General features: G+C 57.8%; 14 protein-coding genes. 7 read left to right on the forward strand and 7 right to left on the reverse strand.

Translation table 11 applies throughout. From position 1 onward, the window contains the following. Positions 1-2: 2 nt before the first annotated feature. From rfbK to wbdC, 7 genes are read left to right on the forward strand one after another with little or no spacing between them, the layout of a single operon-like run. Positions 3-1,385 (forward strand): O9 family phosphomannomutase RfbK, encoded by a 1,383-nt coding sequence (rfbK, locus tag DTA24_RS09370; protein ID WP_012967600.1) that lies wholly within the window; start codon positions 3-5, stop codon positions 1,383-1,385. Between the two features lie 5 nt (positions 1,386-1,390). After that, complete coding sequence (gene wzm / locus DTA24_RS09375) at positions 1,391-2,176, forward strand: O9 family O-antigen export ABC transporter permease subunit (protein ID WP_012541095.1); 786 nt, start codon at positions 1,391-1,393, stop codon at positions 2,174-2,176. Positions 2,177-2,178: 2 nt separating this feature from the next. Beyond that, on the forward strand, positions 2,179-3,474 hold the full coding sequence (gene wzt, locus DTA24_RS09380; protein WP_012541096.1) for an O9 family O-antigen export ABC transporter ATP-binding subunit: 1,296 nt from the start codon (positions 2,179-2,181) through the stop codon (positions 3,472-3,474). A gap of 19 nt (positions 3,475-3,493) precedes the next feature. Further along, positions 3,494-5,620 carry a class I SAM-dependent methyltransferase gene (locus DTA24_RS09385; RefSeq protein WP_039104123.1) on the forward strand — a complete coding sequence of 709 codons (2,127 nt, stop codon included), beginning with the start codon at positions 3,494-3,496 and terminating at the stop codon, positions 5,618-5,620. A 10-nt stretch (positions 5,621-5,630) separates the two neighbouring features. Continuing rightward, the gene (wbdA, locus tag DTA24_RS09390; protein ID WP_023340496.1) at positions 5,631-8,153 is read left to right on the forward strand and encodes a polymannosyl GlcNAc-diphospho-ditrans,octacis-undecaprenol 2,3-alpha-mannosylpolymerase WbdA; all 2,523 of its coding nucleotides are present in this window, start codon (positions 5,631-5,633) and stop codon (positions 8,151-8,153) included. Between the two features lie 46 nt (positions 8,154-8,199). Then, positions 8,200-9,345 (forward strand): glycosyltransferase family 4 protein, encoded by a 1,146-nt coding sequence (locus DTA24_RS09395; protein WP_022065008.1) that lies wholly within the window; start codon positions 8,200-8,202, stop codon positions 9,343-9,345. A 9-nt stretch (positions 9,346-9,354) separates the two neighbouring features. After that, entirely contained in the window at positions 9,355-10,470 is a 1,116-nt protein-coding gene (gene wbdC / locus DTA24_RS09400) for an N-acetyl-alpha-D-glucosaminyl-diphospho-ditrans,octacis-undecaprenol 3-alpha-mannosyltransferase WbdC (protein ID WP_004184789.1), read from the forward strand. Between the two features lie 38 nt (positions 10,471-10,508). Here the strand turns inward: wbdC and hisIE are convergent, their stop codons facing one another. Genes hisIE through hisD form a run of 7 tightly spaced genes read right to left on the reverse strand, consistent with a single transcriptional unit; the run spans position 10,509 to position 16,610 of the window. After that, a complete protein-coding gene (gene hisIE / locus DTA24_RS09405; protein ID WP_008804111.1) occupies positions 10,509-11,105 on the reverse strand; it encodes a bifunctional phosphoribosyl-AMP cyclohydrolase/phosphoribosyl-ATP diphosphatase HisIE in 597 nt (198 codons plus the stop codon). Beyond that, positions 11,099-11,875: an imidazole glycerol phosphate synthase subunit HisF gene (gene hisF / locus DTA24_RS09410; RefSeq protein ID WP_039104120.1), complete on the reverse strand. Its 777-nt coding sequence runs from the start codon at positions 11,873-11,875 to the stop codon at positions 11,099-11,101. Before hisF ends, hisIE begins: the two co-directional genes overlap by 7 nt. Continuing rightward, the gene (hisA, locus tag DTA24_RS09415) at positions 11,857-12,594 is read right to left on the reverse strand and encodes a 1-(5-phosphoribosyl)-5-[(5-phosphoribosylamino)methylideneamino]imidazole-4-carboxamide isomerase (protein WP_055323401.1); all 738 of its coding nucleotides are present in this window, start codon (positions 12,592-12,594) and stop codon (positions 11,857-11,859) included. The genes hisF and hisA overlap by 19 nt, the downstream gene beginning before the upstream one ends. After that, on the reverse strand, positions 12,594-13,184 hold the full coding sequence (gene hisH / locus DTA24_RS09420) for an imidazole glycerol phosphate synthase subunit HisH (RefSeq protein WP_008804113.1): 591 nt from the start codon (positions 13,182-13,184) through the stop codon (positions 12,594-12,596). The genes hisA and hisH overlap by 1 nt, the downstream gene beginning before the upstream one ends. Next, positions 13,184-14,251, reverse strand: coding sequence for a bifunctional histidinol-phosphatase/imidazoleglycerol-phosphate dehydratase HisB (hisB, locus tag DTA24_RS09425; protein WP_008804114.1), 1,068 nt, complete (start codon positions 14,249-14,251; stop codon positions 13,184-13,186). Before hisB ends, hisH begins: the two co-directional genes overlap by 1 nt. Beyond that, on the reverse strand, positions 14,248-15,309 hold the full coding sequence (gene hisC / locus DTA24_RS09430; protein WP_032730780.1) for a histidinol-phosphate transaminase: 1,062 nt from the start codon (positions 15,307-15,309) through the stop codon (positions 14,248-14,250). Before hisC ends, hisB begins: the two co-directional genes overlap by 4 nt. Next, positions 15,306-16,610 carry a histidinol dehydrogenase gene (hisD, locus tag DTA24_RS09435; RefSeq protein WP_016161457.1) on the reverse strand — a complete coding sequence of 435 codons (1,305 nt, stop codon included), beginning with the start codon at positions 16,608-16,610 and terminating at the stop codon, positions 15,306-15,308. Before hisD ends, hisC begins: the two co-directional genes overlap by 4 nt. Positions 16,611-16,634 lie beyond the last annotated feature (24 nt).

Consider the following 16,634-nt stretch of genomic DNA (forward strand, 5'->3'; position numbering starts at 1 on the left):
GAATGACACAGTTAACATGCTTTAAGGCTTATGACATCCGGGGTGAACTGGGCGAGGAGCTGAACGAGGACATCGCCTACCGTATCGGCCGCGCCTACGGCGAATTTCTGAAACCCGGGAAGATAGTGGTGGGGGGCGATGTGCGCCTCACCAGCGAGTCGCTGAAGCTGGCGCTGGCCCGCGGGCTGATGGACGCCGGCACCGACGTGCTGGATATCGGCCTGAGCGGCACGGAAGAGATTTACTTTGCCACCTTCCACCTCGGGGTGGACGGCGGCATCGAGGTGACGGCGAGCCATAACCCGATGAACTACAACGGCATGAAGCTGGTGCGCGAGAACGCGAAGCCCATCAGCGGCGACACCGGCCTGCGGGATATCCAGCGCCTGGCGGAGGAGAACCAGTTCCCGCCGGTGGACCCGGCGCGTCGCGGAACCCTGCGTCAGATTTCGGTGCTGAAGGAGTACGTCGACCACCTGATGGGCTACGTGGACCTGGCGAACTTCACCCGTCCGCTGAAGCTGGTGGTGAACTCCGGCAACGGGGCGGCGGGGCACGTGATTGATGAGGTGGAGAAACGCTTCGCGGCGGCCGGGGCGCCGGTGACCTTTATCAAGGTGCATCACCAGCCGGACGGCCATTTCCCGAACGGTATCCCGAACCCGCTGCTGCCGGAGTGCCGTCAGGACACCGCCGATGCGGTGCGTGCGCATCAGGCGGACATGGGTATCGCCTTTGACGGCGACTTCGACCGCTGCTTCCTGTTCGATGACGAGGCGTCGTTTATCGAGGGGTACTACATTGTCGGCCTGCTGGCGGAAGCGTTCCTGCAGAAGCAGCCGGGGGCGAAAATCATTCACGACCCGCGTCTGACGTGGAACACGGTGGACATCGTGACCCGCAGCGGCGGCCAGCCGGTGATGTCGAAGACGGGGCATGCGTTCATCAAGGAGCGGATGCGCCAGGAAGACGCCATCTACGGCGGGGAGATGAGCGCGCACCATTACTTCCGCGACTTCGCCTACTGCGACAGCGGGATGATCCCGTGGCTGCTGGTGGCGGAGCTGCTGTGCCTGAAGAACAGTTCGCTGAAATCGCTGGTGGCGGACCGCCAGGCGGCGTTCCCGGCGTCGGGGGAGATCAACCGCAAGCTGGGGAACGCGGCGGAGGCGATAGCGCGCATCCGGGCGCAGTATGAGCCGGCGGCCGCACACATCGACACAACGGACGGTATCAGTATTGAATACCCTGAGTGGCGCTTTAACCTGCGCACGTCCAACACGGAGCCGGTGGTGCGTCTGAACGTTGAGTCCAGAGCGGATACGGCGTTAATGAATGAGAAAACCGCCGAGCTGCTCAACCTGTTAAAAGAGGAATCGCTTTGAGTCCTATGTTTTCAGCGATCTATCGCTACCGTGGCTTTATTATTGACAGCGTTAAACGGGACTTTCAGTCCCGTTACCAGACCAGTTTTTTAGGCGCGGCATGGTTGATCTTACAGCCGATCGCCATGATTTCCGTCTATACATTAATTTTTTCAGAGTTAATGCGTGCCCGCCTGGCGGGCATGGATGGTCCTTTTGCCTACAGTATCTATCTCTGTTCCGGGGTATTAACCTGGGGGCTGTTTACGGAAACGCTCGGCAATCTGGTCAACGTTTTTCTGACCAATGCCAATATCCTCAAGAAACTGAGCTTTCCGCGGATCTGTTTACCGATCATTGTCACCGCCTCGGCGTTCATTAACTTCCTGATCATTTTTGGTCTGTTTGTACTGTTTCTGATCGTCACGGGCAATTTCCCGGGCATGATTTTCTTTGAAATCATTCCGGTGCTGATCGTCCAGATGCTGTTTACTCTTGGCCTGGGGATTATCCTCGGGGTGCTGAACGTTTTTGTCCGCGACGTCGGGCAGTTCGTCAATATCCTGCTGCAGTTTTGGTTCTGGTTTACGCCGATTGTTTACGTATCCAAAACGCTGCCGGAATGGGTATCAGGTCTGCTGGCGTATAACCCGATGGCGACCATTATCGGTTCCTACCAGAACGTGATGCTCTATCACCAGAGCCCTAACTGGATGGCGCTGCTTCCGGTCACAGTGGTGTCGGTCATTCTGTTTTTATTTGCCTGGCGTTTATTTAAAAAACATGCCGCTGATATTGTGGACGAGATTTAATCATGAGTATCAAAGTTCAGCACGTCGGCAAGGCGTATAAATATTATCCATCTAAATGGAACCGGGTCATTGAGAAACTACTGCCGGGCGATAAGCCGCGGCACAGCAAGAAATGGGTATTGAAAGATATCAATTTCAGCATTGAACCCGGTGAAGCGGTCGGCATTGTTGGGGTGAACGGCGCAGGTAAAAGTACATTACTGAAGCTGCTGACTGGCACCACTCAGCCCACCAAAGGCAGCATTGAAATCCAGGGGCGCGTCGCCGCGCTGCTGGAGCTGGGCATGGGCTTCCATCCTGACTTTACCGGCCGGCAGAACGTGTATATGTCCGGGCTGATGATGGGCCTGGGCCGGGAAGAGATCGAGCGCTTAATGCCGGAGATCGAAGCCTTCGCCGATATCGGCGACTACATTGAAGAGCCCGTGCGCATCTATTCCAGCGGTATGCAAATGCGCCTGGCGTTCGCTGTCGCCACGGCCTCCCGGCCGGATATTCTGATCGTCGATGAAGCGCTCTCCGTGGGTGACTCCCGTTTTCAGGCGAAATGCTATGCTCGCATCGCGGACTTCAAAAAGCAGGGGACCACGCTGCTGCTGGTTTCCCACAGCGCCGGGGATATCGTCAAGCACTGCGACCGCGCCATTTTCCTCAAAAATGGTGACATCTGCATGGACGGCACCGCCCGCGACGTAACCAACCGTTACCTGGATGAGCTGTTTGGCAAACCGGATAAAGACAGCGCGACAAAAAGCGCAACGGCTATCTCGTCAGCCAGTGGCGAAAGCCAGATGTCTCTCGATGAGATTGAAGATGTGTACCACACGCGCCCAGGCTACCGTCCGGAAGAATATCGCTGGGGGCAGGGTGGCGCGAAAATCATCGATTATCATATCCAGAGCGCCGGGGTTGATTTTCCTCCCTCACTGACGGGCAATCAGCAGACCGATTTTCTGATGAAGGTCGTGTTTGAATACGATTTTGATTGCGTGGTGCCAGGCATCCTGATTAAGACCCTCGATGGCTTATTCCTCTACGGAACCAACTCTTTCCTCGCCTCTGAAGGGCGGGAAAATATTTCGGTTTCCCGCGGCGATGTTCGGGTCTTTAAATTTAGCCTTCCGGTTGATTTAAACAGTGGCGATTACCTGCTGTCATTTGGTATCTCTGCCGGCAACCCACAGACGGATATGACGCCGCTGGACAGACGTTACGACTCCATTATTTTACATGTGACCAAGAGCATGGATTTCTGGGGTGTCATCGATCTTAAGTCGTCCTTTACTAGCTACCAATGACGTTGAGAAAAACGATTCCATGACTAAAGACTTAAACACGCTGGTTAGCGAATTACCTGAGATTTATCAAACTATTTTTGGCCATCCCGAATGGGATGGCGACGCCGCTCGTGATTGTAATCAACGCCTCGATTTGATTACCGAACAGTACGATAACTTATCCCGTGCGCTGGGGCGCCCGCTTAACGTTCTCGATCTGGGCTGCGCGCAGGGCTTTTTTAGCCTGAGTCTGGCAAGCAAAGGCGCGACTATCGTTGGTATCGATTTCCAGCAGGAAAATATTAACGTGTGCCGCGCGCTGGCCGAAGAGAACCCCGATTTTGCCGCCGAGTTCCGGGTAGGCAGAATTGAAGAGGTGATCGCCGCGCTGGAAGAGGGCGAGTTTGATCTGGCCATTGGCTTAAGCGTGTTTCACCATATTGTTCACCTTCATGGTATCGATGAAGTTAAACGTCTGCTCTCGCGCCTGGCCGATGTCACCCAGGCGGTGATCCTTGAGCTGGCGGTGAAAGAAGAACCGCTTTACTGGGGCGTTTCTCAGCCGGACGACCCGCGCGAACTGATTGAGCAGTGCGCGTTTTATCGCCTGATCGGTGAGTTTGACACCCATTTATCCCCCGTACCGCGCCCGATGTACCTGGTCAGCAACCACCGGGTGCTGATCAACGATTTTAATCAGCCGTTCCAGCACTGGCAGAATCAGCCCTATGCCGGGGCCGGCCTCGCGCATAAGCGCAGCCGTCGCTACTTCTTTGGCGAAGATTATGTATGCAAGTTTTTCTATTACGACATGCCCCACGGCATCCTGACGGCGGAAGAGAGCCAGCGTAATAAACATGAACTGCATAATGAAATAAAGTTCCTGGCGCAACCGCCAGCGGGCTTTGACGCGCCCGCATTACTGGCCCACGGCGAAAATGCTCAGTCTGGCTGGCTGGTGATGGAAAAACTCCCGGGTCGTTTGCTGAGCGATATGCTGGCAGCCGGGGAGGAGATCGATCGTGAAAAAATCCTCGGTAGCTTGCTTCGTTCCTTAGCGGCGCTGGAGAAACAAGGGTTCTGGCATGACGATGTACGCCCGTGGAACGTGATGGTCGATGCCCGACAGCATGCCCGCTTAATCGACTTTGGCTCTATCGTTACCACGCCGCAGGACTGCAGCTGGCCGACGAACCTTGTCCAGTCGTTCTTCGTGTTTGTGAATGAGCTGTTTGCCGAAAACAAAAGCTGGACTGGTTTCTGGCGCTCGGCGCCTGTTCATCCGTTTAATCTGCCCCAGCCGTGGTCTAACTGGCTGTATGCGGTCTGGCAGGAGCCGGTTGAACGCTGGAACTTTGCCCTGCTGTTGGCGCTGTTCGAGAAGAAAGCGAAGCTGCCTTCAGCTGAACAGCAGCGCGGGGCGACGGAACAGTGGATCATCGCTCAGGAGACGGTGCTGCTGGAGCTCCAGTCCCGGGTGCGTCATGAAAGCGCCGGCTCGGAGGCGTTGCGCGGCCAAATCCATACCCTGGAAGAGCAGATGGCTCAGCTGCAGGCCGCTCAGGATGCGTTAGTCGAGAAAGCTCAACAACCTGTGGAAGTCAGCCATGAACTCGCCTGGCTTGGTGAGAATATGGAGCAGCTGGCGGCGCTGTTGCAGTCGGCACAAGCGCACGCCCAGGCTGACGTTCAGCCCGAGTTGCCCCCTGAAACCGCTGAGCTACTGCAGCGACTGGAAGCCGCTAACCGGGAGATCCACCATTTAAGCAACGAAAACCAGCAGCTTCGCCAGGAAATCGAAAAAATCCATCGCAGCCGTTCCTGGAGAATGACCAAAGGTTATCGTTATCTGGGCCTGCAGATCCATTTGCTGAGGCAGTATGGTTTCGTGCAGCGGTGTAAACATTTTATTAAGCGCGTCTTGCGGTTTGTTTTCTCGTTTATGAGAAAACATCCGCAGGTAAAACATACCGCGGTAAATTGTTTACATAAGCTGGGCCTTTATCAGCCTGCCTATCGTTTGTATCGTCGTATGAATCCACTGCCGCACAGTCAGTATCAGGCTGATGCGCAGATTTTAACGCAGACTGAACTGCAAGTGATGCATCCGGAGCTTTTACCTCCGGAGGTTTACGAAATTTATCTCAAACTAACGAAAAATAAATAAGGAGATTAACTTGCATATTTTGATTGATGTCCAGGGTTACCAGTCGGAAAGTAAATTCCGCGGTATCGGTCGCAGTACCCTGGCCATGAGCCGCGCCATTATTGAAAATGCCGGTGAGCATCGCGTCAGTATTTTGATCAATGGTATGTACCCCATTGATAATATCAATGATGTCAAAATGGCCTATCGGGACCTGCTGACGGATGAAGATATGTTCATCTTCTCAGCCGTTGCGCCAACGGCCTATTGCAACATCGAAAACCACGGTCGTAGCAAGGCAGCCCAGGCGGCCCGCGATATCGCTATCGCCAATATCGCGCCTGATATCGTCTATGTTATTAGCTTCTTCGAAGGCCATGGGGATAGTTATACCGTGTCTATTCCGGCGGATAATGTGCCCTGGAAGACGGTGTGTGTATGCCACGATCTGATCCCGTTGTTAAATAAAGAGCGTTACCTCGGCGATCCGAATTTCCGTGAGTTTTATATGAACAAGCTGGCGGAATTTGAGCGGGCAGACGCGATCTTCGCTATTTCGCAGTCGGCAGCTCAGGAAGTGATCGAATATACCGACATCGCCAGCGATCGGGTACTGAACATCTCCTCGGCGGTGGGCGAAGAGTTTGCGGTGATCGATTATTCTGCTGAGCGTATTCAGTCTTTAAAAGAGAAATACAGCCTGCCGGATGAGTTTATCCTAACGCTGGCGATGATCGAGCCGCGGAAAAACATTGAAGCGCTTATTCATGCTTACAGCATGCTGCCTGCCGAACTGCAGCAGCGCTATCCGATGGTGCTCGCGTATAAGGTGCATCCTGAAGATCTGGAGCGTATTCTGCGTCTGGCGGAAAGCTATGGCCTGTCACGCAGCCAGCTTATCTTTACTGGGTTCCTGACCGACGACGATCTGATTGCCTTGTACAACCTGTGCAAACTGTTTGTGTTCCCGTCGCTGCATGAGGGATTCGGCCTGCCGCCGCTGGAAGCGATGCGCTGTGGGGCCGCGACCCTGGGTTCAAACATTACCAGCCTGCCGGAAGTCATTGGCTGGGAAGATGCCATGTTCAATCCGCATGATGTGCAGGATATTCGCCGGGTCATGGAGAAGGCGCTGACCGATGAGGCTTTTTATCGTGAGCTGAAAGCGCATGCTCTCGCGCAGTCGGCCAAATTCTCGTGGGCCAATACCGCCCATCTGGCGATCGAGGGTTTCACTCGTCTGCTGCAGTCGTCCCAAGAGGCGAATGCCGGGCAGGCGGAAAGCGTGACCGCCTCCCGTATCCAGACGATGCAGAAAATCGATGCGCTGAGCGAAGTCGACCGTCTTGGTCTGGCATGGGCGGTTGCGCGCAATAGCTTTAAGCGCCATTCCCGCAAGCTGCTGGTGGACATTTCGGTTCTGGCGAAACATGACGCGAAGACCGGGATCCAGCGCGTCTCGCGCAGTATCCTCAGCGAATTACTGAAATCTGGCGTGCCGGGTTACGAGGTTTCCGCTGTCTACTACACCCCTGGCGAGTGTTATCGCTACGCCAACCAATATCTGTCCAGTCATTTCCCGGGCGAATTTGGCGCTGATGAACCGGTGCTGTTCAGCAAAGACGATGTGCTTATCGCCACCGATCTGACCGCGCATCTCTTCCCGGAGGTGGTGACGCAAATTGACAGCATGCGCGCCGCCGGGGCGTTCGCCTGCTTCGTGGTGCATGATATTCTGCCATTACGCCGCCCGGAGTGGAGTATCGAAGGCATTCAGCGTGAATTCCCGATCTGGCTGTCCTGCCTCGCAGAGCACGCCGATCGGCTGATCTGCGTCTCTGCCAGCGTTGCCGAGGATGTGAAAGCGTGGATTGCGGAAAATCGCCATTGGGTGAAACCGAACCCGCTGCTGACCGTCAGCAACTTCCATCTGGGAGCCGACCTCGATGCCAGCGTACCGTCCACTGGCATGCCGGATAATGCACAGGCGCTGTTAGCAACGATGGCTGCAGCCCCGTCATTTATCATGGTGGGTACCATGGAGCCGCGCAAAGGCCACGCCCAGACGCTGGCCGCCTTCGAGGAACTGTGGCGCGAGGGCAAAGACTACAACTTGTTTATCGTCGGCAAACAGGGCTGGAACGTTGACAGCTTGTGCGAAAAATTACGCCATCATCCGCAGCTGAACAAAAAGCTCTTCTGGCTGCAGAATATCAGCGACGAGTTTTTGGCCGAGCTATACGCTCGTTCACGCGCGCTGATCTTTGCCTCGCAGGGAGAAGGCTTTGGCCTGCCGTTGATTGAAGCGGCGCAGAAAAAGCTGCCAGTGATTATTCGCGACATTCCGGTGTTTAAAGAGATTGCTCAGGAACATGCCTGGTATTTCTCCGGTGAAGCGCCGTCCGACATCGCGAAGGCGGTAGAAGAGTGGTTAGCCCTGTACGAGCAAAACGCGCATCCTCGTTCCGAAAATATCAACTGGTTAACCTGGAAACAGAGCGCGGAATTTCTCCTGAAAAACCTGCCGATTATCGCGCCAGCCGCGAAGCAATAATCGCTATCAACAGGGCTACTCCGGTGGCCCTTGTGATGAGTTCGTTATGAAAATTATTTTTGCTACTGAGCCAATTAAATACCCATTAACGGGCATCGGTCGGTATTCCCTGGAGCTGGTTAAGCGGCTGGCGGTTGCCCGTGAAATCGAAGAGCTGAAGCTGTTTCACGGCGCGTCGTTTATCGATCAGATCCCCCAGGTGGAGAATAAAAGCGATACCAAAGCCAGCAATCATGGTCGTCTGTCGGCGTTTCTGCGTCGCCAGCCGCTGCTGATTGAGGCGTATCGCCTGCTGCATCCGCGGCGCCAGGCGTGGGCATTGCGCGATTACAAAGACTACATTTACCATGGTCCCAATTTCTATCTGCCGCATCGCCTGGAACGCGCCGTGACCACGTTTCATGACATCTCCATTTTTACCTGCCCGGAATATCATCCAAAAGATCGGGTTCGCTATATGGAGAAGTCCCTGCACGAGAGCCTGGATTCGGCGAAGCTGATCCTGACCGTCTCCGACTTCTCGCGCAGTGAAATCATCCGCCTGTTCAACTATCCGGCGGATCGGATCGTCACCACCAAGCTGGCCTGCAGCAGCGACTATATTCCGCGCAGCCCGGCGGAGTGCCTGCCGGTCCTGCAGAAATATCAGCTGGCGTGGCAGGGGTATGCGTTATATATCGGCACCATGGAGCCGCGTAAAAATATCCGCGGTCTGCTGCAGGCCTATCAGCTGCTGCCGATGGAGACCCGCATGCGCTACCCGCTGATCCTCAGCGGTTATCGCGGATGGGAAGACGATGTGCTGTGGCAGTTAGTCGAGCGCGGTACGCGTGAAGGGTGGATCCGTTACCTGGGCTATGTCCCGGATGAAGACCTGCCTTATCTGTACGCGGCGGCCAGAACCTTTGTTTATCCCTCCTTCTATGAGGGATTCGGTTTACCTATTCTTGAAGCGATGTCTTGCGGTGTGCCGGTAGTATGTTCCAATGTCACTTCTTTGCCTGAGGTGGTTGGCGATGCCGGCCTCGTTGCCGATCCTAATGATGTAGACGCGATTAGCGCGCATATTTTGCAGAGCCTGCAGGATGATAGCTGGCGGGAAGTCGCCACCGCGCGCGGTCTTGCCCAGGCGAAACAGTTTTCGTGGGAGAACTGTACGACCCAGACCATTAACGCCTATAAATTACTCTAAGGGTGTCAGTTGAGAGTTCTACACGTCTATAAGACCTACTATCCCGATACCTACGGCGGTATTGAGCAGGTCATTTATCAGCTAAGTCAGGGCTGCGCCCGCCGGGGAATCGCAGCCGATGTTTTTACTTTTAGCCCGGACAAAGAGACAGGTCCTGTCGCCTACGAAGACCATCGGGTCATTTATAATAAGCAGCTTTTTGAAATTGCCTCCACGCCGTTTTCGTTGAAAGCGTTAAAGCGTTTTAAGCAGATTAAAGATGATTACGACATCATCAACTACCATTTTCCGTTTCCTTTCATGGATATGTTGCATCTCTCGGCGCGGCCTGACGCCAGAACGGTGGTGACCTATCACTCGGATATTGTGAAACAAAAACGGTTAATGAAGTTGTACCAGCCGCTGCAGGAGCGATTCCTCGCCAGCGTAGACTGCATCGTCGCCTCGTCGCCCAACTACGTGGCCTCCAGCCAGACCCTGAAAAAATATCAGGATAAAACCGTGGTGATCCCGTTTGGTCTGGAGCAGCATGACGTGCAGCACGATCCGCAGCGGGTGGCGCACTGGCGGGAAACCGTCGGCGATAACTTCTTCCTCTTCGTTGGCGCTTTCCGCTACTACAAAGGGCTGCACATTCTGCTGGATGCCGCCGAGCGTAGCCGGCTGCCGGTGGTGATCGTCGGGGGCGGGCCGCTGGAGGCGGAAGTGCGTCGTGAAGCGCAGCAGCGCGGGCTGAGCAATGTGGTGTTTACCGGCATGCTCAACGACGAAGATAAATACATTCTCTTCCAGCTCTGCCGGGGCGTGGTCTTCCCCTCGCATCTACGTTCCGAAGCGTTTGGCATTACATTACTGGAAGGCGCGCGCTTCGCCAGGCCGCTGATCTCCTGCGAGATCGGCACCGGGACCTCGTTCATTAACCAGGACAAAGTGAATGGCTGTGTGATCCCGCCGAATGACAGTCAGGCGCTGGTGGAGGCGATGAATGAGCTCTGGCATAACGATGAAACCGCCAGCCGCTATGGCGAAAATTCGCGTCGTCGTTTTGAAGAGATGTTTACTGCCGACCATATGATTGACGCTTACGTCAATCTCTACACTACGCTGCTGGAAAGCAAATCCTGAGGTCAGCTACCCCCGCCGTTGCGGCGGGGGTTAACGCGTTAGTGACGACTCTTCAGATTATCAATCACTTCCCCGAGATCCAGCCCCTGGTCCTGCAGCAGCACCAGCAGGTGGTACATCAAATCCGACGCCTCATTCTTCAGCTCGAAGCGGTCGTTCACCGTGGCGGCCAGCGCGGTCTCCACGCCTTCTTCCCCCACTTTCTGCGCAATACGCTTGGTGCCGCTGGCGTACAGCTTCGCCGTGTAGGAGCTCTCCGGGTCGGCGTGCTTACGCTCGGCCAGCAGCTGCTCCAGCTGATAGAGGAACAGCCACTGGTGGCCGGTTTCGCCGAAGCAGCTGGTGGTGCCTTTGTGGCAGGTCGGCCCGATCGGGTTCACCAGCACCAGCAGCGTATCGTTGTCACAGTCCGGCGTGATGCTCACTACGTTGAGGACATTGCCCGAGGTTTCACCCTTGGTCCACAGTCGCTGTTTGGTGCGTGAGTAAAAGGTGACCTTGCCGGTGGCTTCGGTTTTCTCCAGCGCCTCCTTGTTCATGTAGCCCAGCATCAGCACCTCGCCGGATACGGCGTGCTGCACGATGGCCGGCATCATGCCGTCCGTTTTTTCCCAGTCCAGCTGTTCAGTCAACATACCCTTATCTCCACGCCCTGTGCCGCCAGGTACGCTTTCAGTTCGCCAATATTAATAATCTGTTTGTGGAATACCGAGGCCGCCAGCGCGCCGTCAACGTTGGCGTCGCGGAAGGCTTCGAGGAAGTGTTCCATGGTGCCCGCGCCGCCGGAGGCGATCAGCGGGACATGGCACACCGCGCGAACCTTCGCCAGCTGCTGCAGGTCGTAACCGTTGCGCACCCCGTCCTGGTTCATCATATTAAGGACGATCTCGCCCGCGCCGCGCTTCTGCACTTCCTCCACCCAGTCGAGGGTTTCCCACTGCGTCACCCGGGTACGGGTCTCGTCGCCGGTATACTGGTTGACGTGATATTTGCCGGTCTCTGCATCAAACCAGGTATCAATCCCCACCACAATGCACTGCACGCCAAAGCGGCCGGCAAGGCGGGTGATCAGCGTCGGGTCGGCGAGAGCAGGGGAGTTAATCGAAATCTTATCGGCGCCGAAGGAGAGGATCTGCGCCGCGTCTTCCAGCGACTTGATCCCACCCGCCACGCAGAAAGGAATGTCGATCACTTCCGCCACGCGCGACACCCAGCTCTTGTCGACCACCCGGCCGTCGCTGGAGGCGGTGATATCATAGAACACCAGTTCGTCGGCCCCTTCGTCGGCATAGCGTTTGGCCAGCGGGACGATGTCGCCAATGATCTCGTGATTACGGAACTGCACGCCTTTCACTACTTGGCCGTCGCGGACGTCGAGGCAGGGGATTATCCGTTTTGCCAGCATTGAATGGCCTCCGTTACGTTGAATTTACCTTCCAGCAGCGCGCGACCGACAATCACGCCGCGCACCCCGGTGCCGCGCAGCGCGGCAATATCTTTGAGATCGCCGATGCCGCCGGATGACTGAAACGCCACCTGCGGGTAGCGGGCGCAGACTTCCTCGTACAGCGAGACGTTAGAACCTGCCAGGGTGCCGTCACGGGAGATATCGGTGCACAGCACGTGCTGCAGGCCGACCGGCAGATAACTTTCCACCAGCTCCTCCAGCGTCACGCCGGAGTTTTCCTGCCAGCCGCTGACCGCCACCTGCTTGTTGCCGTCGGCGTCAATGCGCACGTCGAGCGCCAGCACCAGCTGTTCAGGGCCAAAGCGTTTAAACCAGCCTTTCACTTCCTCCGGGGACTTCACCGCGGTGGAGCCGACCACCACGCGGGCGACGCCGGCCTCAAGCAGGGCCGCGACATCCGCTTCGGTCCGCACGCCGCCGCCAACCTGTACCGGGACGTCAACGCCGGCGACCAGCGATTTCAGCAGGGGGATCTGGCGTTTCGCCGGATCCTTCGCCCCGGTCAGGTCGACCAGGTGCAGGACTTCCGCTCCCTGAGCGGCATAGGACTGCAGGCGCGGCAGCGGATCGCTGCCATAGTCGCGCTGCTGGCCGTAATCGCCCTGGTGGAGACGAACGACGGTGCCGTCGATTAAATCTAAAGCAGGAATAATCATCACATCTCCAGGAAGTTTTTCAGCAGTTGCGCCCCGGCGCTCCCGGAGCGCTCCGGGTGGAACTGCACGCCAAAGAAGTTATCTTTCTGCACCGCGGCGGTGAACGCCTCGCCGTAATTGCACTGGGCGATGGTATACGGGTTGACCGGCATGGCGTAGCTGTGCACGAAGTAGAAATACGCGCCTTCTTCAATGCCGCGGAACAGGCGATCGCCTGCTTTGGCATACACCCGGTTCCAGCCCATGTGCGGCAACGGCAGACCGTGGTCGGTCATCTTCGGCACCTCTTCTTCGATAATGCCCAGCAGATCGACGCCGTTGTTCTCCTCGCTGCGCTTGCCGAGCAGCTGCATGCCCAGGCAAATCCCCAGCACCGGCTGGGTACAGGCTTTAATCAGGTCGATCAGATCGCGGTCGCGCAGCTGGTCCATCGCCGCCTGGGCGGTGCCGACGCCAGGAAGAAACAGTTTATCGGCACGCAATACCACCTCAGGATCGCGGCTGACCACCGGCTCATAGCCGTGGCGGCCAATCGCCGATTTCACCGAATTGAGGTTGGCGCACCCGGTATCAAGGATCACCACATTCATCACAGCACCCCTTTGGAAGACGGCAGGGCATCGCCCTGGACGCGGATCGCCTGGCGCAGCGTACGGCCAAAGGCTTTGAACAGGCTCTCCACGCGGTGGTGATCGTTCTTGCCCTTGGTTTTCAGGTGCAGGGTCACCGCCATGGTGTAAGAGAGCGAGCGGAAGAAGTGTTCCACCATCTCGGTGCTCAGATCGCCGACGCGCTGATAGGTGAAGTCCGCCTTATACTCCAGGTGCGGCCGGCCGGAGATATCCAGCGCGCAGCGGGCGAGACACTCGTCCATCGGCAGCACGAAGCCGAAGCGGTTGATGCCGCGCTTGTCGCCGAGCGCCAGCTTCAGGGCTTCGCCGAGGGCCAGGCCGGTATCTTCCACGGTGTGGTGATCGTCGATGTACAGATCGCCGCCGACGTTGATCTCCATGCGGAAGCCGCCGTGAGTGGCGATTTGGTCGAGCATATGGTCAAAAAAGCCGACGCCGGTGTGGATCTTGCTGCCGCCTTCACGGTCCAGCCACACCTTCACGTCCACCTGGGTCTCTTTGGTGATGCGCTCGACGTGGGCATAGCGGTCACGGCGGGTCAGCTGCTCGCTGATGGTCGGCCAGTCCAGGGTCTCGCGGTCATAGCGCAGGCCGGTAATCCCCATGTTATCCGCCAGCTCAAGGTCGGTGGCCCGGTCGCCAATCACATAGCTGTGGCTTTTATCCAGTACGCCGTCTTCCAGCCACGGCAGCACCAGCTGCGTTTTCGGTTTGCGGCAGGCGCAGTTGTCGCCCGGGAAGTGCGGACAAATCAGCACCTCTTCGAAATTGACGCCCTGCGAGGCGAAGATCTGCATCATCAGGTTGTGCGGGCCATCAAATGCTTCCTGCGGCAGACTGTCGGTTCCCAGGCCATCCTGGTTGGTGATCATCACCAGCTTATAGCCTTCCTGCTGCAGCTTCAGCAGCGCCGGGATCACCTGCGGCTCAAACGCCAGCTTGTCGAAACGGTCCACCTGGAAATCCACCGGCGGTTCGGAAATCAGGGTGCCGTCACGGTCAATAAAGAGATACTTCTGGGTCATACATTCTCCGCAGTCAAGGCGTCAATCACGCGCTGGCTCTCAGCACGGGTACCGATAGTGATACGCAAACAGCCGCTCAATGAAGGTTGTTTATTCTGGTCACGTAAGATAATGCCCTGATCCCACAAAGATTTAAACACTGCGCTGGAGGCGGTTATCCGCGCCAGAACGTAGTTCGCCTCGGAATCGAAGACCTGCTCCACGCAGGCGATGCCGCGCAGCTGTTCCACCAGGTAGCGGCGCTCGTCGAGGATCTGCGCCACGCGCTGACGCATCGCGGCGATCCCTTCCGCGCTCAGGGCCTGGGCGGCGATATCGGCCACCGGCGTGGAGAGCGGGTACGGGGCGATCACTTTCAGCAGCACGTTGATCACCTCGGCGTTGGCGAGGGTGAAGCCGCAGCGCAGGCCGGCAAGGGCGAAGGCTTTGGACAGCGTGCGCAGCACCACCAGGTGCGGATAGTCGCTGAGCCAGCCGGCGAGCGTCGCCTGCGGGCAGAATTCAATATAGGCTTCGTCGGCGACCACGATGGCTTTATCGCGAGTCATCTCCAGCAGGTCGCGTATCGACTGCGGATCGATGATCTGACCGGTCGGGTTGTTCGGGCTGCAGACAAAGACCACCTTCACGCCGTCCAGCTGCGCCTCGATACCCGGCAGGTCGAGCTGCCAGTCGGCGAGGGTCGGCACGGTGCGGCATTCGACGCCGATGGTCTCGGCGCTGACGCTGTACATGCCGTAGGTGGGCGGGCAGTAGAGTAGCGCGTCTTTGCCGGGCTCACAGAAAGCGCGGATCAGCAGCTCAATCCCTTCGTCGGCGCCGCGGCTGACCAGCACCTGCTCTGGTTTGACGCCGGCGTAGCGGGCGTAGCTCTCGATGACTGCCTTCGGCTGCGGCTCCGGATAGCGGTTCATCGTTTGCGCGGTAAGCTGGAAAGCCACGGCGGTCGGGAATTCGTTGGCGTTCAGCCAGACGTCGCCTTTGCCGCCCAGACGGCGAGCGGATTGATACGGGGTCAGCGCACGGACGTTGGCGCGGGCTAAATCTTCAATGCTCATGCTTGCTCCTTCAGGGCGGCAACGCGCAGCGTTACGGCGTTTTTGTGGGCGTCAAGGCGCTCGGCGGCGGCCAGGATCTCAATCGTTGAGGCGAGGGCGGCAAAGCCGTCGCGCGACAGCTCCTGCACGGTCATCCGCTTCTGGAAGTCGGCCAGGCCGAGGCTCGAACAGGTGGCGGTATACCCATAGGTCGGCAGGACGTGGTTGGTGCCCGAGGCGTAATCACCCGCGGATTCCGGTGACCAGTCGCCGAGGAAAACCGAACCGGCGCTGGTGATGCTGTCCACCAGCTCGCGGGCCTGACGGGTCTGAATGATCAGGTGCTCCGGGCCATACTGGTTGGAGATAGCCACGCACTGCGCCAGGTCGCGGGCCACGATGATCCGGCTGGCGGAGAGGGCCACGCGGGCGGTTTCCGCGCGCGGCAGGGCGGCCAGCTGGCGTTCGACGGCCTCAGCAACGCGACTGCCGAGGTCGGCGTCCGGGGTCAGGAGGATCACCTGCGAGTCCGGGCCGTGTTCCGCCTGCGACAGCAGGTCGGAGGCGACAAAGTCCGGGGTGGCGCCGCTGTCGGCGATCACCAGCACTTCCGACGGACCGGCCGGCATGTCGATGGCTGCGCCGTCCAGACGCTGGCTGACCTGACGTTTGGCTTCCGTGACGTAAGCGTTACCCGGGCCAAAGATTTTATCCACCTTCGGCACCGACTCGGTCCCGAGGGCGAGGGCGGCGATAGCCTGGGCGCCGCCGACGTTAAAGATGGTTTTCACGCCGCACAGCTGCGCGGCATAGAGGATCTCATCGGCGATCGGCGGCGGCGAGCAGAGCACCACCTGCTGACAGCCGGCTATGCGCGCCGGCGTCGCCAGCATCAGCACCGTGGAGAACAGCGGCGCCGAGCCGCCCGGAATATACAGCCCGACGGAGGCGATAGGGCGGGTGACCTGCTGGCAGCGCACCCCCGGCAGCGTTTCGACATCCACCGCCTGCAGCTGTTGCGCGTTGTGGAAGGTCTCGATGTTTTTCACCGCCACCGCCATCGCCTGCTTCAGCTCGTCGCTGAGGCGTTCGCCGGCGGCGGCGATCTCCGCCTCGCTCACCTGCAGCGCGGCGACGGTGGTTTTATCAAACTTCGCGCTGTATTCGCGCAGCGCCGCGTCGCCGTTGGCTTTGACGTTATCGAGGATCTCCGCCACCGTTTTACTGATGCTGTCGGAGGCGGAAATCGCCGGGCGCGTTAAGAGTTGTTGCTGTTGGTCTGCGCTACAGCTGTTCCAGTCGATGATTGTGTTGAAGCTCATGATTGTTTTCCCCTGTGTGTCCCG

Origin of the sequence: Klebsiella sp. P1CD1 (assembly GCF_003790505.1) — a bacterium.
Lineage (GTDB): Bacteria > Pseudomonadota > Gammaproteobacteria > Enterobacterales > Enterobacteriaceae > Klebsiella > Klebsiella variicola.